This is a genomic window from Stutzerimonas azotifigens DSM 17556, from assembly GCF_000425625.1.
GTDB lineage: Bacteria > Pseudomonadota > Gammaproteobacteria > Pseudomonadales > Pseudomonadaceae > Stutzerimonas > Stutzerimonas azotifigens.
In genome coordinates, this window is record NZ_AUDU01000017.1 from 72,868 (window position 1) to 92,118 (window position 19,251).

At 60.5% G+C, this 19,251-nt stretch carries 17 protein-coding genes and 2 pseudogenes; 3 read left to right on the forward strand and 16 right to left on the reverse strand.

Annotated features, from left to right (window positions below; all coding sequences use genetic code 11):
* Positions 1-89 precede the first annotated feature (89 nt).
* Genes arsJ through H610_RS0101245 form a run of 6 tightly spaced genes read right to left on the reverse strand, consistent with a single transcriptional unit; the run spans position 90 to position 4,884 of the window.
* Positions 90-1,313 (reverse strand): organoarsenical effux MFS transporter ArsJ, encoded by a 1,224-nt coding sequence (arsJ, locus tag H610_RS0101220; protein ID WP_028238014.1) that lies wholly within the window; start codon positions 1,311-1,313, stop codon positions 90-92.
* Between the two features lie 18 nt (positions 1,314-1,331).
* A complete protein-coding gene (locus H610_RS0101225; protein WP_028238015.1) occupies positions 1,332-2,336 on the reverse strand; it encodes an ArsJ-associated glyceraldehyde-3-phosphate dehydrogenase in 1,005 nt (334 codons plus the stop codon).
* 23 nt (positions 2,337-2,359) lie between these two features.
* On the reverse strand, positions 2,360-2,860 hold the full coding sequence (locus H610_RS0101230) for a cyclin-dependent kinase inhibitor 3 family protein (RefSeq protein ID WP_028238016.1): 501 nt from the start codon (positions 2,858-2,860) through the stop codon (positions 2,360-2,362).
* A 19-nt stretch (positions 2,861-2,879) separates the two neighbouring features.
* Positions 2,880-3,590: an arsenical resistance protein ArsH gene (arsH, locus tag H610_RS0101235; protein WP_028238017.1), complete on the reverse strand. Its 711-nt coding sequence runs from the start codon at positions 3,588-3,590 to the stop codon at positions 2,880-2,882.
* A gap of 18 nt (positions 3,591-3,608) precedes the next feature.
* Positions 3,609-4,079: an arsenate reductase ArsC gene (locus H610_RS0101240; protein ID WP_028238018.1), complete on the reverse strand. Its 471-nt coding sequence runs from the start codon at positions 4,077-4,079 to the stop codon at positions 3,609-3,611.
* Positions 4,080-4,101: 22 nt separating this feature from the next.
* Positions 4,102-4,884: a metalloregulator ArsR/SmtB family transcription factor gene (locus H610_RS0101245; RefSeq protein ID WP_028238019.1), complete on the reverse strand. Its 783-nt coding sequence runs from the start codon at positions 4,882-4,884 to the stop codon at positions 4,102-4,104.
* Between the two features lie 109 nt (positions 4,885-4,993).
* Here H610_RS0101245 and arsB point away from each other — a divergent pair, with 109 nt between their 5' ends.
* A complete protein-coding gene (gene arsB / locus H610_RS0101250; protein ID WP_028238020.1) occupies positions 4,994-6,073 on the forward strand; it encodes an ACR3 family arsenite efflux transporter in 1,080 nt (359 codons plus the stop codon).
* A gap of 9 nt (positions 6,074-6,082) precedes the next feature.
* Positions 6,083-7,837, forward strand: a complete 1,755-nt coding sequence (gene arsA / locus H610_RS0101255) for an arsenical pump-driving ATPase (RefSeq protein ID WP_028238021.1) — start codon at positions 6,083-6,085, stop codon at positions 7,835-7,837.
* 40 nt (positions 7,838-7,877) lie between these two features.
* Here the strand turns inward: arsA and H610_RS0101260 are convergent, their stop codons facing one another.
* The 3 genes from H610_RS0101260 to H610_RS0101270 all read right to left on the reverse strand — a co-directional run bounded on the left by H610_RS0101260 (position 7,878) and on the right by H610_RS0101270 (position 10,744).
* Complete coding sequence (locus tag H610_RS0101260; RefSeq protein WP_003118374.1) at positions 7,878-8,150, reverse strand: hypothetical protein; 273 nt, start codon at positions 8,148-8,150, stop codon at positions 7,878-7,880.
* 240 nt (positions 8,151-8,390) lie between these two features.
* The gene (locus tag H610_RS0101265) at positions 8,391-9,242 is read right to left on the reverse strand and encodes a universal stress protein (RefSeq protein ID WP_028238022.1); all 852 of its coding nucleotides are present in this window, start codon (positions 9,240-9,242) and stop codon (positions 8,391-8,393) included.
* A gap of 14 nt (positions 9,243-9,256) precedes the next feature.
* Positions 9,257-10,744 carry a SulP family inorganic anion transporter gene (locus H610_RS0101270; protein WP_028238023.1) on the reverse strand — a complete coding sequence of 496 codons (1,488 nt, stop codon included), beginning with the start codon at positions 10,742-10,744 and terminating at the stop codon, positions 9,257-9,259.
* Between the two features lie 411 nt (positions 10,745-11,155).
* On the opposite strand from H610_RS0101270, the gene H610_RS0101280 reads away from it, so the two are divergent.
* Complete coding sequence (locus H610_RS0101280) at positions 11,156-12,586, forward strand: IS1182 family transposase (protein WP_028238024.1); 1,431 nt, start codon at positions 11,156-11,158, stop codon at positions 12,584-12,586.
* Positions 12,587-12,757: 171 nt separating this feature from the next.
* Here H610_RS0101280 and istB read toward each other — a convergent pair whose 3' ends face one another.
* The 7 genes and pseudogenes from istB to dsbD all read right to left on the reverse strand — a co-directional run bounded on the left by istB (position 12,758) and on the right by dsbD (position 19,157).
* The gene (gene istB / locus H610_RS0101285) at positions 12,758-13,513 is read right to left on the reverse strand and encodes an IS21-like element helper ATPase IstB (protein WP_028238025.1); all 756 of its coding nucleotides are present in this window, start codon (positions 13,511-13,513) and stop codon (positions 12,758-12,760) included.
* A gap of 17 nt (positions 13,514-13,530) precedes the next feature.
* Positions 13,531-14,538: pseudogene (gene istA / locus H610_RS23020) on the reverse strand (IS21 family transposase); the annotation flags it as partial.
* Positions 14,508-15,122, reverse strand: a pseudogene (locus H610_RS23025) (c-type cytochrome); the annotation flags it as partial. The pseudogenes istA and H610_RS23025, both read right to left, overlap by 31 nt.
* 32 nt (positions 15,123-15,154) lie before the next feature.
* Positions 15,155-15,766 carry a c-type cytochrome gene (locus tag H610_RS23030; protein ID WP_045736013.1) on the reverse strand — a complete coding sequence of 204 codons (612 nt, stop codon included), beginning with the start codon at positions 15,764-15,766 and terminating at the stop codon, positions 15,155-15,157.
* A 57-nt stretch (positions 15,767-15,823) separates the two neighbouring features.
* On the reverse strand, positions 15,824-16,600 hold the full coding sequence (gene dsbG, locus H610_RS0101305) for a thiol:disulfide interchange protein DsbG (protein ID WP_028238027.1): 777 nt from the start codon (positions 16,598-16,600) through the stop codon (positions 15,824-15,826).
* Complete coding sequence (locus tag H610_RS0101310) at positions 16,597-17,412, reverse strand: TlpA family protein disulfide reductase (RefSeq protein ID WP_017940150.1); 816 nt, start codon at positions 17,410-17,412, stop codon at positions 16,597-16,599. Before H610_RS0101310 ends, dsbG begins: the two co-directional genes overlap by 4 nt.
* Positions 17,412-19,157 carry a protein-disulfide reductase DsbD gene (gene dsbD / locus H610_RS0101315; protein WP_028238028.1) on the reverse strand — a complete coding sequence of 582 codons (1,746 nt, stop codon included), beginning with the start codon at positions 19,155-19,157 and terminating at the stop codon, positions 17,412-17,414. Before dsbD ends, H610_RS0101310 begins: the two co-directional genes overlap by 1 nt.
* Positions 19,158-19,251 lie beyond the last annotated feature (94 nt).

Sequence of the window (19,251 nt, forward strand, 5' to 3'; positions counted from 1 at the left end):
TCCGGCCATTAGCGGATATCAACGATCAGGCTCCGCCATGCAGCTATAAGCACAATCTAGCCCGCCGAGGGAGAAGCTAGCCTGTTGGCTTAGGTTGTCGGTTGCTGGTGTCTTGGCAGGCCGATGGATATCAGCGCGGCCAGCACGACAAACCCGCTGGAGACCCACAGGCAGGCTTGCAGCCCGAACTGCTGGAAGACCCAGCCGGACAACAGCGTCCCGACCAGCCGGCCAAGCGCGTTGGACATGTAGTAGAAACCGACATCCAGCGACACGCCGTCTTCCTTGGCGTAGCTGACGATCAGGTAGCTGTGCAGCGACGAGTTGATGGCAAAGACGGCACCGAAGATCAGTAGACCACCTACCAGTACCGCCTGCTTGGGTAAATCACTGTCCAGACCCAGAGCAATCGCAACCGGAATGCCGGCTAACAGCGCCGCCCAGAGAAACGCCGCACGGCCATCGGGCACATGCCCGCTGCGCTTGCCGGTCAGGGCCGGAGCGAAGGACTGCACGATGCCGTAGCCGATGATCCAGCTGGCCAAAAAGCCACCGACCATCCAGAAGTCCCAGCCGAAAACCGTGCTCAGGTAAACCGGCAAGGCAACCACAAACCAGACATCGCGGGCGCCAAAGAGGAACAGGCGCGCGGCGGAGAGGATGTTGATCGCCCGGCTTTTGGAAAGGATGTCCTTGAACTTGGGCTTGGCTTTGGCCTTGCCCAGATCCTTCTTCAACAGGAACAGACTGGCGATCCAGATCACCGCCAGCACGCCGGCCATGGTCAATACCGCGCCGGCAAAACCCAGCACGGCCAGCAGGGCGCCGCCGAGGAAGAAACCCACGCCCTTGAGCGCATTCTTCGAGCCGGTGAGGATTGCCACCCACTTGTACAGCGTGCCCTGCTGGGCATCGGGCACCAGGAGTTTGATGGAACTCTTGGCCGACATCTTGTTGAGGTCTTTGGCGATCCCCGACAGCGCCTGTGCGCCCATGACCCAAGGCACGGTTAGCCAGGCGGCGGGCACGGTGAGCATCAGCAGTGCGACCACCTGCATCGCCAGGCCGATATTCATGGTGCGATTAAGGCCCAATCGGGCGCCGAGGTAGCCGCCGACCAGGTTGGTGACTACGCCGAAGATCTCGTAAAACAGAAACAGCGCGGCAATCTGCAAGGGGCTGTAGCCCAGGCTGTGGAAGTGCAACACCACCAACATGCGCAAGGCGCCATCGGTGAGGGTGAATGCCCAGTAATTGCCGGTCACCAGCAGGTACTGTTTGACCTCCGGGGCCAGGGCTGACAACGCCTTCATGCTTGCATCCCTACTTGGTTAAACGGCCAGGCCGACCAGTTTGGCCAGCTCCACGGTGCGGTTGGCATAGCCCCATTCGTTGTCGTACCAGGCATACAGCTTCACCTGAGTGCCGTTGATGACCATGGTCGACAGCGCATCGATGATCGAGGAGCGCGGGTCAGTGCGGTAATCGATGGAGACCAACGGGCGTTCCTCGTAGCCGAGGATGCCTTTCAGCTGGCTGTCGGCAGCAGCCTTCAGCAGTTGGTTGACTTCCTCCACCGTGGTGGCCCGCTCGACTTCGAACACGCAGTCGGTCAGCGAGGCGTTGGCCAGCGGCACGCGCACGGCATGGCCGTTCAGCTTGCCGCGCAGCTCGGGGAAAATCTCGGCGATGGCGGTGGCCGAACCGGTGGTGGTCGGGATCAGGCTCATGCCGCTAGCGCGTGCACGGCGCAGATCCTTGTGCGGGGTGTCGAGGATGCTCTGGGTGTTGGTCAGGTCATGAATGGTAGTGATCGAGCCATGGCGGATGCCGAGGTTCTCGTGGATCACCTTGACCACCGGAGCCAGGCAATTGGTGGTACAGGAGGCAGCGGTAACGATGCGGTGCTCGGCTGGATTGAACAGCTGCTGGTTGACACCCATCACCACGTTCAGTGCGCCTTTCTCCTTCACGGGCGCGCAGACCACAACCCGCTTCACGCCCTGATCCAGGTAAGCCTGCAATACCGCCACGGTCTTCATCTTGCCGCTGGCTTCGATCACTAGATCGCAGTCCGACCAGTCGGTGTCGGCAATCGCCTTGTTATTGGTGACCTGGATGCGCTTGCCGCCAATCACCACACAATCGCCATCACTGCCGGCTTCGTGGTGCCAGCGACCGTGCACCGAGTCGAAGTTGATCAGGTGCGCATTGGTGGCAGCGTCGCCTGCCGGATCATTGATGCGGACAAATTCAAACTCGGGCCAGTCCCAGGAGGCGCGCAGCGCCAGGCGACCGATGCGACCGAAACCGTTGATACCAATTTTGATAGCCATGTTTTTCGACTCATCTACTGGAGTTAGTGGGCAGCATCGAACTGGGTGATCCAGTTGATGTGGGCTGGGTGTTGAATAGCCTTGGGACGCAGGGCTTGCACCAGGGCAATGGCATCGGCGCGGGGAATGCCGGCCTCAACCATGATCCGCGCCGCAATCAGCCCGGTGCGTCCCGAGCCGCCCTTGCAGTGGATGGCAATGTCCTGGCCCGCATTAAGCCGCTCAAGGATGCTCTGTTTGGAGGCTTTCCAGCCCTGACCGAAATCTTCAAGCGGCACTTGCTCATCCGCCACCGGCAGGTGGAACCAGGCCATGTCTTGCGCTTGGCATTGCTTGCCGATGTCCTCGGCACCATTGGTGGCCAGTTCGCTTGCCGGCATCAGGCTGATCACGGCAGAGGCGCCGGCCTGTTTCAGCGTGGCCAGCGAGTCGACAAGGCTGCTGTCTTTGGTGCCGGGACAGGGCGTGAAGATGAGTTTGCCTTGGATACCGGGAATGCTGAGCCGGTCGTAGGGGTGATTCATTGAGAGGGTTTCCTGGTAGTCAGATGGCGCGCTGGTTGACGCGCTTGGAGAGTTCTTCAGCGGACTCTTTACGTTCCGAGTAACGGTCGACCAAATAGCCGCTGTGGCCGCGCAGCAGCAGGGTGAACTTGACCAGTTCCTCCATGACGTCCACAACGCGGTCGTAATAGCTGGAAGGTTTCATGCGCCCGGGCTCGTCGAATTCGAGGTAGGCCTTGGGCACTGAAGACTGGTTGGGGATGGTGAACATGCGCATCCAGCGCCCCAGCACACGCATCTGGTTAACCGCATTGAAGGATTGCGAGCCTCCACAGACCTGCATCAAGGCCAGGGTCTTGCCCTGACTGGGACGGATGGCACCCATGGTCAGCGGTATCCAGTCGATCTGCGACTTGAATACGCCGGTCATAGCGCCGTGGCGCTCGGGTGAACACCACACCTGACCTTCAGACCAGAGCACCAGGTCGATGAGTTCCTTGACCTTGGGATGGCTGCTGTCGGCATCGTCCGGCATGGGCAGGCCGGAAGGATCGAATATTCGGGTTTCCGCGCCGAAGGCTTCCAGCAAGCGCGCCGCTTCCTGGGTCAGCAGACGGCTGTAGGAGCGCTCACGATTGGAGCCATAGAGCAGCAGAATGCGCGGCTTGTGCTCGCCTTCGGCGAGGCCCAGGTTTGTCGGGATAGAGCGGGCAAACAGCTCCTCGGCGACGTTGGGCAGGTTGTCGATCATGGGTTCTTACCTCTTGGGCTACAACGAGCCGATCCTGTTCAGCTCGGCCTTGAGCGCATCGCTGTCGAGTTGAGCAAAGGGCAGCGCGATAAATGCGCTCACTCGCTTCTGGATCTGCTGGATGGTGGCTGCAAATGCTGCGTTTATTTCCGCCTCAGATCCGTTAACGTCGGATGGGTCACTCAGTCCCCATTGACAACGAGTCGCCGGGCCAAAGAAAACTGGGCAGGCCTCTCCGGCTGCCTTGTCGCAGACGGTAATGACGATGTCAGGGGCGAGAGCCTGATGGGCATCGGTTGACTTGCTGTACAGGCCTTCAACATCGAATCCAGCATCAAGCAGTGCCTGCAAAGCCAACGGATTGACCTCCCCCTTGGGGTAGCTGCCTGCGCTAAAGGCCCGCATGCCCTTGGGAGCCATCGCATTGAAGATAGCCTCCGACAGGATGCTGCGGCAGCTATTGGCGGTGCAGAGAAACAAAACGTTCATGGTCATCCGCAGTGCCTGGTATTCAATCGCAGGCAGGCTTGCGCCCAGGGCGATCACGCATTTGCCAGAGGCGCTGCACATCCTGGCGCAACCACTCGGCATTGTTGTCCAGGGTCTGCTTGAGGATATCGGTCACCCATTCCGGCAGCTGCGGGTGCAGGCGGTAGTACACCCACTGACCATTGCGTCGATCCTCCAGCAGACCACAGCCGCGCAGCAGGGCCAGGTGCCGGGATATCTTGGGTTGCGCCTCTTCTAGTGCAGAGGTCAGTTCACAGACACAGAGTTCCTGTTCCAGAGTCACCAGCAAGGCGATTCGCGCCCGCGTTTCCTCGGCCAGGCATTTGAAGACCTCGGTTGGCGACATGGCATGCAGGGTGGAAGCTTCATTCGCCGGTTTACTTTTGATCAGCACGAACATCTTTATCCGTTCATGTATCTCATGCAGGGTCTTGCGATAGGCATCTTTCTGCGAGCTGGTCGCTGGGTCTTCGAAGTTCCAGGCGATGTACTCACCGGCCCCTGGAAGTGCCTGGCACTCCAGGGCGGACTTGTCACACAGGGTGATCACATAGTCGAACGGCTCGCCAGCGACCTGCTCGATGGACTTGCTGTAAAGCCCATCAGTGGGAACACCAAGCTGCTCCAATGCGTTGCGGGCTCGGGTGTCGACTTCAGTGGGGGCGGAGCCTGCGCTGTAGACTTCAAAATGTTCTGAGTCGGTGTGGCGCAGCAGGGCTTCGGCCATCTGCGAGCGTGAGGAGTTCGCGACGCAGAGGAACAGGACGCGCTTTTTCTGGCTCATGTTGATCCCTATCAAAGATGCACATGAGCAAATATATTATTTTTCGAATATGCAGTAAAGTGAATATGCGGCGCGTTGCGCGCCAAGGGAACGAGGATAGGCAGCAAAGATGACAAATGCGTGTGAAGTCGCGATGAAGCAGGCCTCTGGGGCTCCACTGGGAGTTTTTGAGCGCTACCTGACCCTGTGGGTGTTCCTGTGCATCGTGGTGGGCACCGTGCTTGGCTTGGTTGTGCCGCAAGCGGCTCAGGCCGTCGGCGCCCTGGAGGTGGCGAAGGTCAATATCCCGGTTGGCCTGCTGATCTGGGTGATGATCATTCCGATGCTGATGAAGATCGACTTCAGCGCCATCAGCGAAGTGCGCCAGCAGAAGAACGGCATGTTCGTCACGCTGTTCGTTAACTGGGCGGTCAAGCCGTTTTCCATGGCGCTGATTGGCTGGTTCTTTATCAAGCAGGTGTTTGCGCCCTGGCTGCCCGCCGAAGAGCTGGATAGCTACATGGCCGGCTTGATCCTGCTCGGTGCGGCGCCCTGCACGGCGATGGTGTTTGTCTGGAGCAACCTGTGTAAGGGTAATGCCAACTTCACTCTGACCCAGGTGGCACTGAACGATCTGGTCATGGTGTTTGCCTTTGCGCCTATCGTGGCGCTGTTGCTGGGCGTTTCTTCGATCCCGGTGCCTTGGGACACCCTGCTGCTTTCCGTGGTGATGTACATCGTCATCCCGCTGGCCATCGCCCAGTTTCTGCGGGCTCAACTGATGAAGCGCGGCGAAGCCTATTTCGAGAATTTGCTGGCGAAGATTTCGCCATTTTCCATCATCGCTCTGCTGGCCACTCTGGTTCTGTTGTTCTCCTTCCAGGGTGAGTCCATCGTCGAGCAACCTCTGATAATCGGCATCATCGCGATCCCCCTGCTGGTGCAGACGCTGTTCATCGCGGCACTGGGTTACTGGCTCTGCCATACCCTGAAAGTGCGCCACGACATAGCGGGCCCGGCCACCATGATCGGCGCCTCCAACTTCTTCGAGCTGGCCGTAGCCGTGGCCATTGTCTTGTACGGATTCAACTCGGGTGCCGCCCTGGCAACCGTGGTCGGCGTACTGATCGAAGTGCCCGTGATGCTATGGCTGGTACGCATGGTCAACAGCACACGCAACTGGTACGAGAGCAGCCTCAACAATCGCTAGGGGGTCAGAATGCGCTTTATCGACAATGCACCACGCTTCCTGTTCTTCACCGGCAAGGGCGGGGTCGGAAAGACCTCCATTGCCTGCGCGACAGCCCTGGAGCTGACCCGTCAGGGCAAGCGAGTGCTGCTGGTCAGCACCGATCCGGCCTCCAATGTGGGGCAGGTATTCGGTCTGGAGATCGGCAATCACATTACCGCCGTGCCTGCCGTGGAAAACCTGGCGGCCCTGGAGATCGACCCACAGGGCGCAGCTCAGGCCTATCGGGATCGGATTGTGGGCCCGGCGAGGGGTGTCATGCCTGCTGATGTGGTCAAAGGCATGGAGGAGCAATTATCGGGAGCCTGCACGACCGAGATCGCAGCCTTCGACGAATTCACCTCACTGCTGGTCAACGATGAACTGAAGGCCCGCTTCGATCACATCATTTTCGATACCGCCCCGACCGGGCACACGATTCGGCTGCTGCAACTGCCGGGGGCCTGGAGTGGATTCCTGGAGGCGGGGCAAGGCGATGCATCGTGTCTTGGGCCGTTGGCCGGTTTAGACAAACAACGTGACCAGTATCGCGAGGCAGTAGAGGCGCTTTCTGATCCAGCCAAGACCCGTCTGGTTCTGGTTGCCAGGGCACAGGCCGCTACCCTGCGCGAGGCTGCCCGCACACGCGAGGAGCTTGCAGCCATTGGATTGCAAGAGCAGTACCTGGTGATCAACGGCGTGCTGCCGGCGAGTGAGGCGCAGAAGGATGTCCTGGCTGCCGCCGTCTATAAGCGTGAACAGGCCGCAGTCGCCGCCATGCCGCCAGCGCTGCGAACACTGCCGCTCGATCTGTTGCCCTTGAAAGCATTCAACCTAGTGGGACTGGATGCCCTGCGACAACTTTTGCTTGAGGGCTCTGCTGACGGCACGCAGGCGCCGGCCAGTGCGCCGATTGAATTGAACGCTCCACGACTCAAGTCCCTGATCGACGAGATCGCCGCCGATGGTCATGGCCTGATCATGGTGATGGGCAAAGGTGGTGTCGGGAAAACGACTCTGGCCGCAGCGGTTGCCGTCGAGTTGGCTCGACGTGGGCTGCCCGTGCACCTGACTACTTCTGATCCTGCCGCGCACCTTGCCGAGACACTGGATGGCACGCTTGAGCACCTGACGCTGAGCCGCATTGACCCGCATACCGAGACACAGCGCTATCGTGATCACGTCATGCAAACCAAGGGCGCGGGCCTGGATGAGCAGGCTCGGGCGCTGCTGGCCGAGGATCTGCGTTCACCCTGCACCGAAGAGATCGCCGTATTCCAGGCTTTCTCGCGAATCATCCGTGAAGCCGGCAAAAAGTTCGTGGTGATGGACACCGCCCCGACCGGCCACACCTTGCTGCTACTGGATGCCACCGGGGCTTATCACCGCGACATTGCTCGGCAGATGTCGGGCAGCAACATGCGCTTTTCCACGCCGATGATGCAACTCCAGGATCCTAAGCAAACCAAGGTGCTGTTGGTGACCCTGGCCGAAACCACTCCCGTGCTGGAGGCCGCGAGCCTGCAAGCTGATCTGCGTCGTGCCGGCATTGAGCCTTGGGCATGGGTGATCAACAATAGCGTGGCAGCCGCAAAGACAGAATCACCGCTATTACATAAGCGGGCGGTCAATGAGCTGAAGGATATTGAGCATGTCGCGACCGAGCACGCGCAACGCTATGCGGTCATTCCGCTCATGGCGGAGGAGCCGGTTGGGGTTGAGCGTTTACTCGCTCTCAGCAAGTAATCTGCACCAATGAAAAGGCCCGCATTCTGCTTGAAAGCGCTTACTTCTTGATGACCTCAAGGTAATCCTTGAGGGTTTTCTCGTCAGCCGCTTTGACCGTCATGCCATTCGGGCCGGAACCGATATCGGTGAACTGCTTGGCTGGCTCGCCAGTGGCTTTGAAGTCCTTCAGTTCCTGAGAGTCTTCGCGGAAAACCCAGAGACGACCATCCTCAACCTCGGTAACAAAACCAGGCTTATCGAATTCGCTGGCCATAATGGAGCCGGTGAACAGAGACGAGAGGAGCAGGGCTGAGAGGGTGAGGTTCTTCATGGCACTACCTATTGAGTGGGGGGAGCCACTAATTTACTAAGCCAATCATTTCAGAAAAGTTACAACATGCGCGCATTCGAATGTGCGCATGTAACCAATCGTTTCGATAGAACTTAACCAGGTCATCCGGGGCCTGTGAAGTCGAACTGATCGCAATGGCTGCATGTCGCGACAGACAACAGGCAGCAGAGCTTTGCAATTAGGGCACTCCATAGAAGATGCCCTGTCCCCAGATCCGATCTAGCGCAACAAAAGTAAGGGCGTGGCGGTGGTGCGCAGCATGTGGGTTGTGTTGCTCCCAACCAGGAACTGCCGGATTCGGGAATGCCCATAGGCGCCCATGACCAGTAGGTCGATGCCATGCTCCTTCTGATAGGCATGCAGCGTGGGTTCGACTTCACCGGCTCGCATGGCGGTATGTACCTTGTAACCACCCGTGGATAAGGTTGAACAGGCGGCATCCAGCTGCGCCCAGCCCTCTTTTGTCTCGGTTCCTACCATCACCAGATGGATAGGCAGTCCTTTCAGTAAGGGGCTGGCGGCCAGCATCTCTACGCCCTTGCGCGTGGTTGCGCCGCCATCAAAGGCCAGCATCGCGCTCTCAGGCTTTTTGAATCTGGCCGGCGTCACCAGCACAGGACGGTGCATGATGCGAATGACGCTCTCCAGCTGGCTGCCAACATGGGCTTCTGCTCCACCACTGGACTCGCCCTGGCGACCGATCACTAGCAGGCGTATATCGCTTTCCAGTTCCCGCAGGCTTTCCAGCAGATCGCCATGGCGTTGCTTGGTCTCCGGTGAACTCACGCCTTCGGCCATGGCTCTCTCCTTGGCAGCGGCGAGCATGATGCGCCCCTGCTCCAAGGCCAGTTTTCCGCGTTTTTCGTCCAGCGAGGCGAGCTCATCCAGCAGATGCTCCCGACTGCCCAAACCAATGTTGCCGCTCAAATCGGCTGATACCGGATACTGGCGCTGATCCAGTACGTGCAGGAAGGTAAGCGGAGCTTCTAGGCGCTGGCTGGCCCAGGCAGCGTAGTCGCAAACAGCAGGGGCCGAGGCAGAGCCGTCAATGCAAGCGGTTACGTGGGTCATTGTTGTTCTCCTTATCAGTGGCCCATGAGTTGATCGATGGCGTCAGGTTTGTCGTGCACACCAAAGCGGTCAACGATAGTGGTGCTGGCTTCATTGAGTCCCAGTACCTCTACCTCGGTGCCTTCGCGGCGAAGCTTGACCACCACTTTGTCCAGGGCTGCGACGGCAGTGATGTCCCAGAAGTGAGCGCGACTGAGGTCGATGGTCACTTTGCTGATCGCTTCCTTGAAGTCGAACGCCGCAACGAATTTGTCGGCGGAGCTGAAGAACACCTGGCCACTCACCTTGTACGTGCGGTGGTCGGAGGCTTCATTCAGCTCGGAGGTGATCGCCATGTAGTGACCGACCTTATTGGCGAAGAACATGGCTGCCAGCAGAACCCCTACCAGAACGCCATAGGCGAGGTTATGGGTGAAGACCACCACGACCACAGTTGCCACCATCACGATGTTGGTGGAGAGCGGGAATTTGCGCAGGTTACGCAGCGAGTCCCAGCTGAAGGTGCCGATGGACACCATGATCATCACCGCAACCAGCGCAGCCATGGGAATCTGGCTGACCCAGTCGCTGAGAAACACCACCATTAACAGCAGTACGACACCCGCGATCAAGGCGGACAGGCGAGTGCGCCCTCCAGATTTCACGTTGATCACCGACTGCCCGATCATGGCGCAACCGGCCATGCCGCCCATTAGACCCGAAGCAATGTTGGCAACGCCTTGACCTTTGCACTCGCGGTTCTTGTCGCTAGTGGTATCGGTCAGGTCATCAACGATGGTCGCGGTCATCATCGACTCCAGTAAGCCGACTACAGCCAGCGCTGCTGCGTAGGGAAAAATAATCGCCAGGGTCTCGAAGGTAAGCGGCACGTCCGGCCAGAGAAACACTGGCAGGGTATCCGGCAGTTGGCCCATGTCGCCTACGGTGCGGATATCTAGCCCGAGGTAGATGGCTACTGCGGTCAAGACCAGGATGCACACCAACGGCGAGGGGATCACCTTGCCGATCTTGGGCACATAGGGGAACAGGTAGATGATGCCAAGGCCGGCAGCCGTCATGGCGTAGACGTGCCAGGTGACATTGGTCAGTTCAGGTAGCTGTGCCATGAAGATCAGGATGGCCAGGGCGTTGACGAATCCAGTCACAACCGAGCGAGACACAAAGCGCATCAACGAGCCCAGTTTCAAATAGCCGGCGATGATCTGGAGCACACCGCACAGCAGCGTGGCGGCCAGCAGGTACTCCAGGCCATGGTTCTTCACCAGGGTCACCATAAGTAGCGCCATGGCCCCGGTTGCCGCCGAAATCATGCCGGGGCGACCTCCCACGAAGGCGATCACAACAGCGATACAGAACGACGCATATAAGCCGACTTTGGGATCGACTCCCGCGATGATGGAGAAAGCGATAGCTTCCGGAATCAGTGCAAGCGCGACGACGAGGCCGGCGAGCACGTCGCCTCTCAGATTGGAAAACCAGTTCTGCTTGATTGTCTGCAACATCAATAAATCCAAGGCAATGGACGCGGCAGCACGATGCCGGGACGGCGTGCCGAAAGCGTCAGGTTCAAGTTGTAGGTATCACGTGGTGCCGTGTGAAACGGCAGGTTTGCTACAGGCGCAGCAAGACGAATCAGTCGGTAAGCCGAGCTGACTCAGGGAGGGGGCTATGCGCTATGGCGGCGTAGGCAGCCAGGCAGAGATTTTCGAGACGATCATGCTGTCAGGTATTGAGCAGTCAGAGCAGGAAAGAGCGCAGACCATACCACGGTGAGCATAGTCTTGCGACATTAGGGCAAAAGTTAGAGCCTGAAAATTGCGCTATGGCGATGACTGCTTTTGGCCCAGAGTGTGTAAAAACGCACCGGTAAACCCTTGCTATGATTTCCGAGAATCTCAGCGTATGGGACGCCCATGAAACGGTTTATCCAGGGTGAACACCGAGGTCAAAGCACCTTACTTCCCGAAAGCCTCGACGACTACGTCAGCGATACCAATCCGGTTCGGGTGGTTGACGTTTTCGTCGATGAACTCGACCTAGCCACGCTAGGTTTTGATGGCGTCATTCCAGCCGAAACCGGAAGACCGGCTTACCACCCTTCGATCCTGCTGAAGATCTATATCTACGGCTATCTAAACCGCATTCAATCGAGCCGGCGTCTTGAGCGAGAAGCTCAGCGCAACGTCGAACTCATGTGGTTAACCGGGCGATTGATGCCCGATTTCAAGACCATCGCCAACTTCCGAAAAGATAACAGCAAGGCCATTCGCGGCGTCTGCCGCCAGTTCGTTTTGCTCTGCCAGCAGTTGGGGTTGTTTGGCGAAAACTTGGTTGCCATCGACGGCAGCAAATTCAAGGCAGTGAACAACCGTGACCGCAATTTCACCAGCGCCAAACTGAAGCGGCGTATGGAAGAAATCGAGGCGAGCATCAGCCGTTATTTGGAGGTGCTCGATGCGGCTGATCGACAGATTCCTAGCGCCTCCGCGCCAGACACTGCCAGCCTGGAAGATAAGATTGCCAAGCTAAAAGCGCATATGAAAGAGCTTCAAGGGATCGAAACTCAGCTCAACGATTCCCCTGATAAACAGGTTTCGCTGACCGACCCGGATGCCCGTTCGATGATGACGCGCGGCAGCGGTATCGTCGGCTACAACGTGCAGACGGCTGTCGATACGCAGCACCACCTGATCGTTGCTCACGAGGTCACCAACAGCGGTTCAGACCGCGACCAACTCAGTTCAATGGCGAAGCAGGCTCGTGAAGCCATCGGCGCAGAAACGCTGTCCGTGGTGGCTGACCGAGGCTACTTCAAGGGTGAAGAGATCCTTGCCTGTCACGACGCAAACATCACGGCCTACGTGCCTAAGCCAATGACTTCAAGCGCCAAGGCTGATGGCCGATTCAATAAAGATGCCTTCGTGTATGACCCGACGAAAAACGAATACACCTGCCCGGCGGGAGAGGCACTGATCTGGCGATTCTCCAGCGTTGAGAAAGGCATGAATATGCACTGTTACTGGAGTTCTAAGTGCCAGAGTTGTGCGCTGAAAACCCAGTGCACACCAAGCACAAATCGTCGAGTAAGGCGCTGGGAGCATGAAGCAGTGCTGGAGGAAATGCAGCGCCGGTTGAACCAAGCACCAGAGATGATGCGGGTTCGAAAACGGACTGTTGAGCATCCCTTCGGTACGCTCAAGCAATGGATGGGCGCAACGCACTTCCTGACCCGAAAGCTGAACGGGGTGAGTGCGGAGATGAGCTTGAATGTGCTCGCCTACAACTTGAAACGGGTGATGAAAATCATCGGCACCGAAGGCCTGTTGAAGGCGATGACGGCGTAAAAGCCCCAGCTTTTGCTGCTCCAAGAGGTGCCAAAGCGCTTCATAAACGCTCTGACGCGCTATTGGTGCGGATTCCACGCCATTCGGACACTCAGCCCACGCTGATCCGGACACCTGTTCCACGGCCATTCGGACAGGCAGTCGGAGCGCAGCGACGCAGGGGTTGCATTGTTAGTCTGAGGTGCCCGGTGTCGTCAATTTCTTCACCCGCTTTCTCATCGATTCGCCCTTGAGGTTGATCCGGTAGGCGTTGTGCACCAGGCGGTCGAGGATGGCGTCGGCCAGGGTTGGATCGCCGATCAGTTCGTGCCAGTTGTCCACGGGCATTTGGCTGGTCACGAGGGTCGAGCGCTGGCCGTAGCGGTCGTCCAGTAGCTCCAGCATGTCACGGCGCTGTTCAACGGTGAACGGGGCCAAGCCCCAGTCGTCGAGGATCAGCAGGTCGGTCTTGGCATAGCCGCTCATCAGCTTGGCGAAGCGCCCGTCGCCGTGGGCCAAGCCCAACTCTTCCAGTAGGCGCGGCAGACGCAGGTAGCGCACGCTGTAGCCGTCCCGGCAGGCCTGGTGTGCCAGGGCGCAGGCCAGCCAGGTTTTACCCACGCCGGTGGGCCCGTTGATAATCAGGTTGAGCCCGTCGCGTAACCACTGGCCGCTACCCAGTTGCAGGATCAAGCCCTTGTCCAGCCCGCGCGGGGCACGGTAGTCGATGTCTTCGAGGCAGGCGCTGTGCTTGAGCCGGGCCTGACGCAGGCGGCTGCTGAGGCGCTTGTCGTCGCGTTCGGTCAGTTCGCGGTCGACCAGCAGGCCGAGGCGTTCCACGGAGCTCAAGCTGTCGATGTCGGGGGTTTTCAGTTGCTCGGCGAGTGCCTTGAGCATGCCGGTCAGGCGCAGGGTCTGGAGCTTGTCCAGGGTCGGATGGGGCAGCATGGTGGGATTCCTTGGGGTCAGTGGTAGTAGCCGGGGCCGCGCAGATTGGCGTGGTCGTCTGGCAGCAGGGGCAGGTTGGCTTGAGCCAACGGCAGGCTTTCCAGCCCCTGGCGCAGGATCGATTCGAGGCTCTTGTAGCTGCACGCACCGAGGCTGAGGGCGCGACGGCAGGCCAACTCCAAGCGCACTTCGCCATGGGTCTTGCCCAGGCGGAGGATGCCCAGGCAGGCCCGGTAGCCTTGGGTTGGGTGGATGCGCCGTTCGAGGATGTGGCTGATCACGCCGGCCGTGTTCGGCCCGGTCTGCTCAGCCCAGCGGATCAGCCGTTGTGGCGTCCACTCGGCATGCTCGCGATGGCTCTTGGGCATGTGCTCGGCCTGTGTGCTGTGCCGGCCCTTGTGCGGTGAGCGCAGGTGGCTGGCCACCCGCTGATTGGCGTGGAAGCACTCCACCGTGCGCGCTGTCAGGCGTACTTCCAGTTGTTTCTTCACCAGTTGGTACGGCACCGAGTAGTAATGACCATCGACCTCGACGTGGTAGTCGATGTGCACCCGCGCCTTCTTCCACTCGGCATAGACGTAGGGCTGCTCCGGCAGTGGGCGCAGCGCTGGACGATCCAGGGCTTCGAAGGCCGAGTGCCGGGAGCCCGGCAGCTTGCGAAACGGTCGTCGGTTGAGGCGCTCCAGCAATAAGGCGATGGCGCTGTTGAGTTCGTCCAGGGAGAAGAACTGGCGGTTCCTCAGCGCGGCGAGGATCCAGCGCTCGACCACCTGCACGCCGACCTCGGCCTTAGCCTTGTCGCGCGGCTTACGCGCCCGTGCCGGCACCACCGCCACGCCATAGTGCTCGGCCAGATCGCGGTAGCTCGGGTTGATGTCCGGCTCGTAGCGATGGCTCTTACTCACCGCGCTTCGCAGGTTGTCCGGCACCACGATCTCCGGCACGCCGCCGAGGAAGGCGAAGCAGCGGGCATGGGAGCCCAGCCAGTCAGGTAACTGCTGCGACCAGGTGGCTTCGGCCCATGACAGACGGCGCACTGTGCGTCGTAGACCTGTTCTCCCTTCGCCAGGTCGTATCCGCCTTCGGGTTGTGGCACTTCCGGATAGGCCCGACCTGACAGCTCTTGACCTGTGGGTGCTCCGGTTGCAAGCCAGTAGGAATAGGCTGAAAGCGCGGCGATAACGGGGCCGTCAGCCTCGGGTGCCTTGCCGTTCATACTGAATTGGAAACAGCCCTGAAGGCGCTCGGCATAGCTGTTCACCTTGTCGTTTTTCTTCCGGTACGCCGGATACATGGTGTAGGCAGCCCAGAGCGGTGCAGAGTTGGCTTTCCGGCCTTGTTCGAGGTGGCAGTTCGCACAGGCCAGGCCGTTGCCGACATAGTCGGGCGCATGCGTCTTGGTATCGACGAATATGGCGCGCCCCTGCTGTACCAACTGCCCGTAGGTGTTGTCAGGCAGTTCGCTTTCCTTTGGCGGTTGGAAGTACTTGCTGCTGGCGGGATCACCTGCTCCGGTCAGGATCTGCGACTGATCTTCCATCGCGATGTCGTCCGCGAGCACCGGGAAGCCCAATGACATCAACAGCAGCGCGGTTGTATGGGTCTTCATTTGGCTGCTCCTTTGTCAGTCAGGCCTGCGAATTACGTCGAGACCGCCGTTACCTCGTCCTCGGTCAAGCTACGTGCGATTTGGCCCATCAGGTCGTTGGGGTCGTTCTTGCGGGTGCCCTGACGCCACGCGGTCAACTGAGACGACAGATACTGTGCCGACTGCCCGGCCAGCGGTGGGAAGGCGTCGCCTACTCCCGTTCCGCTGGGGCCGTGGCAGGCGACGCACTCGGGGATGTTGCGATCCCAGGCGCCGCGCAGCGCAAGGCTTTCGCCAGGCCCGTCGACCAACGCGGTGCGGTCGATTCGCTCGACCTGCGGTTGCGGCTTGTCAGCCAGCATCGTCGAGACGGCGTCGGCTTCCTCATGGCTCAAGGCCGCGGCAATGGGCTGCATGATTGGATTCGCCCGCGCACCGGACGCGAAATCAGCCAGTTGCTTGCGCATGTAATTCGCCGACAAGCCGGCCAGGCGGGGGAATCCTGCAGCAGCCATGCCTTCACCCTCGGCGCCGTGGCAGGTAGCGCACGCCATCGCGGCGGGGTTGGTCCCGCCTTTGCTGTACACCGCAGCGGCATCCGCGGCGTGCGCGGACACGGAGATCGCAAGGAAGAGCCCGGCCAAGGGCCAGAGGGGGACGTTCATGTAGCCTCCAGATCGTTCTTGTTATAGGTGCCGGTGCTGACTGACCGTGTGGTGTTGCTAGCGTTTTGACAACGGCCCCATGATGCCATTCAACGCCTCGGGACGAGGCGCGCCCTGATGCTGCTGCAGACGCCCTTGCTCATCCAGGTAATAGATAGCCGGGGTCGCCGAGGCGCCCATTTCGCCCATCAGGATGAGGTTCGCCTCAAGCTGTTCATTCAACTCGGGCGCGATACGCTCGATGGGTTTGAGCGCGCTGGCCTTGCCCGCGGCCTCGTGCTCATTGAGAGCCGCTTCAGGGTCTTTCGCGGCCAACAGCGCAGCGGATTTGCCTGCGCTGTCCGGGCGCAACATGCCGACCATGACGTGACGGAGCTGAACGTCGCCTGCTTCGACCCAGGGCCGTGCCTGTTTCCAGAACATGTTGCAGAACGGGCAGTTCGGGTCGGAAAACATGTAGATCACCCGTGGCGCCTCAGCCGCGCCGTCAGCAATCCAGGTGCTGCTTTCGAGCCGCTGCCACATCTCGCTGCTCATCGGCTCATACACCAGCTTTTCCAGCGGTGCCTTGGTCAGGTCTTCGCCAGCGGCGTCCAGCAAACTGCCGATCACGACATGATCACCGTCCGGTGTCAGATACAGCGCAATGCCTTGTCCGTTGTAACGCGCCGCGTAGCCCTTTAATCCGCCCGGCGCGTCGAAACTGCCGACCACTTTGGCTCCGCGCGCTTCAATGGCCTGAACCGCGGGAGGCAGCGCTTCGGCCAGCGCCCAGGGCGTCGGCAGTAAGGCGAGCGTTGAGATAAAAAACGAAAGTGAACGTACCGGTTTCATGGCTGGGTTTTAACCTCTAGTTGCTCAAGGGCGCGCGCCAGGCTGGCACGGGACAGCTCGCCGAGGTGGCTGCCAACCTGGCGTCCCTCGGCGTCATAAAAAAGCGTGGTGGGCAGCGACGCAGACCCTACGTGCTGGCCCAGACGACCGCCGGTATCGAGCAGGACGTTTTCCAGGCCGAGCCCTTCGCCGTCGAGGAAGTCGGCAATCAATCGCTCGCCCTCGCCCTGGTTGACGAACAGAAAGGTCACGTCGGTGTTGTCTTGTTGCGCCTGCGCAAGGACTGGCATTTCTCGTCTGCAAGGAGGGCACCAGGTGGCCCACAGGTTGACTACTAGGGGCTTGCCAACGTAATCCTGCAAGGCGACGGGTTTACCCTGGTTGTCCCGCAGGCCCATCTCAGGCAGTCGCGTGCCCTGCTCGAACGCGTGCAACGCAAAGGTCCCGAACCCCCAGCTGAGCACACCCACCAGCACCGCTGCGCCCAGCGGTCGGCGCAGCCCGCTGTCGCGCCAGGCCAGCAAGGAACCCAACAGAACGGCCACCACCAAGCCCGGCCAGGCAATGAAACCGCCGTCACGTATGTCGATCACGCGCCAGGGCTCATCTCGGAAATGCTCGACGTACACCAGCACGAAGGCCAGCCGCGCGACCAGTAGCGCCACCAGCAGCAGCCTGAAGAGCTGTTGTTCCGGATTCCGCTCGCTGCGCCGCCCAACCCACCAGCCGGTCAGCATCGCTATAAACAGGCTCACCAGCATCAGCACATGTGGGACGGCAAGTGCCAGTGGCCCCAGGTTGATCGTCAGCATCAGCCACGCTCCATAGTCTGGTTCCATCTGTTCAGAAATTGATTCGCATCGACCTCGCCAGTGATGCGCTGGGTACGTCGCTCTTCCCCGTCCGGGCCGATGAAGAGCAGCGTCGGCGGCCCCATGACCTGATAGCGGTTCAGCAGCTCACGACTGGCGGGATCGGTCTGCGTCACGTCCGGCCGCAGAATCCGCACGCCAGTTAGCGCCGCCTGCACCTGCGCGTCGCCGAACACCTCCTTTTCCATGACCTTGCAGGACACGCACCAGTCGGCGTAGTAGTCCACCAGCACCCACTGGCCCGCGGCCCTGGCGGCAGCCAGCTCACGATCAAGGTCGGCCGGCTCGCTGAAGCCGACAAATACGTGTGCAGGCTCTGCACCTTGCGAGGACGCAACGCTGCCCGTGAATACACCGAGCGGCCGCAAGACGTCCTGTGCGCCGCCAGCCGCTCCGAGCAGCAACGCTACGCCCCATATACCAGCCAGCGACGCCACCGCGCGGCTGAGCGCCTGATGCCGCACCAGTTCCCGCGACAGGTGCAACAGCCCGCTGGCGCCCACGACCAGAAGCGCGCCCCACAGCCCTACCCAGAGTGGGTCGGACAACAGCGGACGCAGCACGTAGAGGGCGGCGACCAGAAACAGGAAACCGAAGGACACCTTGACGCGATCCATCCACGGCCCAGGCTTGGGCAGGAAGCGATTGCCCACTGTCACCAGCAGCACCAACGGCGTACCGATCCCCAGGCCCAGCGCGAACAACACCAGGCCACCGTTCAGGGCGTCGCCGCTTTGGGCGATGTACAGCAGCGCCGCGGCCAGCGGTGCGGTCATGCAAGGGCCCACCAGCAGCCCGGACAACACACCCAACGCGCTGGCCCCGGCGAGGCTGCCGCCCCGGCGCTGGCGGCCGGCCTGCTCCAGCCGATCACGCAGGCCGGCCGGCAGTTGCAGCTCGAAGAAGCCGAACATGGGCAGCGACAGGAGCACGAACAGGCCAGCGAAGCTTGCGATCAGCCACGGCTGCATCAGCCATCCCTGCAGATTCGCACCCAGTAGCGCCGCCACCACCCCAAGGGCGGCGTAGACCAGCGCCATGCTGAATACATAGGCGCCAGCCAGGGCCATGCCGCGGCGAGGCCCGGCCTGGCTACCCACCACGATGCCGGCCAGGATAGGCAGCATCGGCAGCGAACAGGGCGCAAAGGCAAGCAGCAGGCCGAGTCCGAAGAAGATCAGCAGGCTCCAGCCCAGCGACTGCTGCTGTAGCCCGCTGGCCAAGGCCTGGTCGTCGGCCTGAACCGGCGTGGACGGAGGCGTGCTGCTGCCGCCCAGGTCTACCGTGCGGGTTTGCGGCGGATAGCACAGGCCGGCATCGGCGCAGCCTTGCCAGCCGAGTTCAAGCGACGCGATATTCGCATCGGGGAGCTGCACTTCCAGGCTGTCGCGATAGATTCGCGAATCACCAAAATACTCGTCATGGTAGGGCTCGCCAGGCGGCAACTGGGGCTCGGTCCCCGGTGCCAGCCCTGCGAATCGTAGGCGCTCCTGGTAGAGGTAATAGCCGGGCGCAATGTCCCAGCGCAGCACGACTCCGCCAGCGTCAGGCTGCTCGACGTGCAGCGTGAACGCTTCGTCCACGGGCAGAAAGTCCTGCTGCTTCTGACCGAAGGTGAACGGCGAAGCGTTCGCCAGCTGCACGGACCATAGGCAGCAGGCCAGAAAGATAAAAAGCGCTCGCATGCACAACACCCGATTACCCGATTCGACGGCGAGCTTGCCGACTCGGGATTAAGAGGCGATTAACGAGGCTGCCCGGACACAACCTGTAAGGCCG

Bases quoted from the DNA above. Each gene is read 5' to 3' on its own strand.
- arsJ (WP_028238014.1), bottom strand. From the start codon at position 1,313: ATGAAGGCGTTGTCAGCCCTGGCCCCGGAGGTCAAACAGTACCTGCTG.
- H610_RS0101225 (WP_028238015.1), bottom strand. From the start codon at position 2,336: ATGGCTATCAAAATTGGTATCAACGGTTTCGGTCGCATCGGTCGCCTG.
- H610_RS0101230 (WP_028238016.1), bottom strand. From the start codon at position 2,860: ATGAATCACCCCTACGACCGGCTCAGCATTCCCGGTATCCAAGGCAAA.
- arsH (WP_028238017.1), bottom strand. From the start codon at position 3,590: ATGATCGACAACCTGCCCAACGTCGCCGAGGAGCTGTTTGCCCGCTCT.
- H610_RS0101240 (WP_028238018.1), bottom strand. From the start codon at position 4,079: ATGAACGTTTTGTTTCTCTGCACCGCCAATAGCTGCCGCAGCATCCTG.
- H610_RS0101245 (WP_028238019.1), bottom strand. From the start codon at position 4,884: ATGAGCCAGAAAAAGCGCGTCCTGTTCCTCTGCGTCGCGAACTCCTCA.
- arsB (WP_028238020.1), top strand. From the start codon at position 4,994: ATGACAAATGCGTGTGAAGTCGCGATGAAGCAGGCCTCTGGGGCTCCA.
- arsA (WP_028238021.1), top strand. From the start codon at position 6,083: ATGCGCTTTATCGACAATGCACCACGCTTCCTGTTCTTCACCGGCAAG.
- H610_RS0101260 (WP_003118374.1), bottom strand. From the start codon at position 8,150: ATGAAGAACCTCACCCTCTCAGCCCTGCTCCTCTCGTCTCTGTTCACC.
- H610_RS0101265 (WP_028238022.1), bottom strand. From the start codon at position 9,242: ATGACCCACGTAACCGCTTGCATTGACGGCTCTGCCTCGGCCCCTGCT.
- H610_RS0101270 (WP_028238023.1), bottom strand. From the start codon at position 10,744: ATGTTGCAGACAATCAAGCAGAACTGGTTTTCCAATCTGAGAGGCGAC.
- H610_RS0101280 (WP_028238024.1), top strand. From the start codon at position 11,156: ATGAAACGGTTTATCCAGGGTGAACACCGAGGTCAAAGCACCTTACTT.
- istB (WP_028238025.1), bottom strand. From the start codon at position 13,513: ATGCTGCCCCATCCGACCCTGGACAAGCTCCAGACCCTGCGCCTGACC.
- H610_RS23030 (WP_045736013.1), bottom strand. From the start codon at position 15,766: ATGAACGTCCCCCTCTGGCCCTTGGCCGGGCTCTTCCTTGCGATCTCC.
- dsbG (WP_028238027.1), bottom strand. From the start codon at position 16,600: ATGAAACCGGTACGTTCACTTTCGTTTTTTATCTCAACGCTCGCCTTA.
- H610_RS0101310 (WP_017940150.1), bottom strand. From the start codon at position 17,412: ATGCTGACGATCAACCTGGGGCCACTGGCACTTGCCGTCCCACATGTG.
- dsbD (WP_028238028.1), bottom strand. From the start codon at position 19,157: ATGCGAGCGCTTTTTATCTTTCTGGCCTGCTGCCTATGGTCCGTGCAG.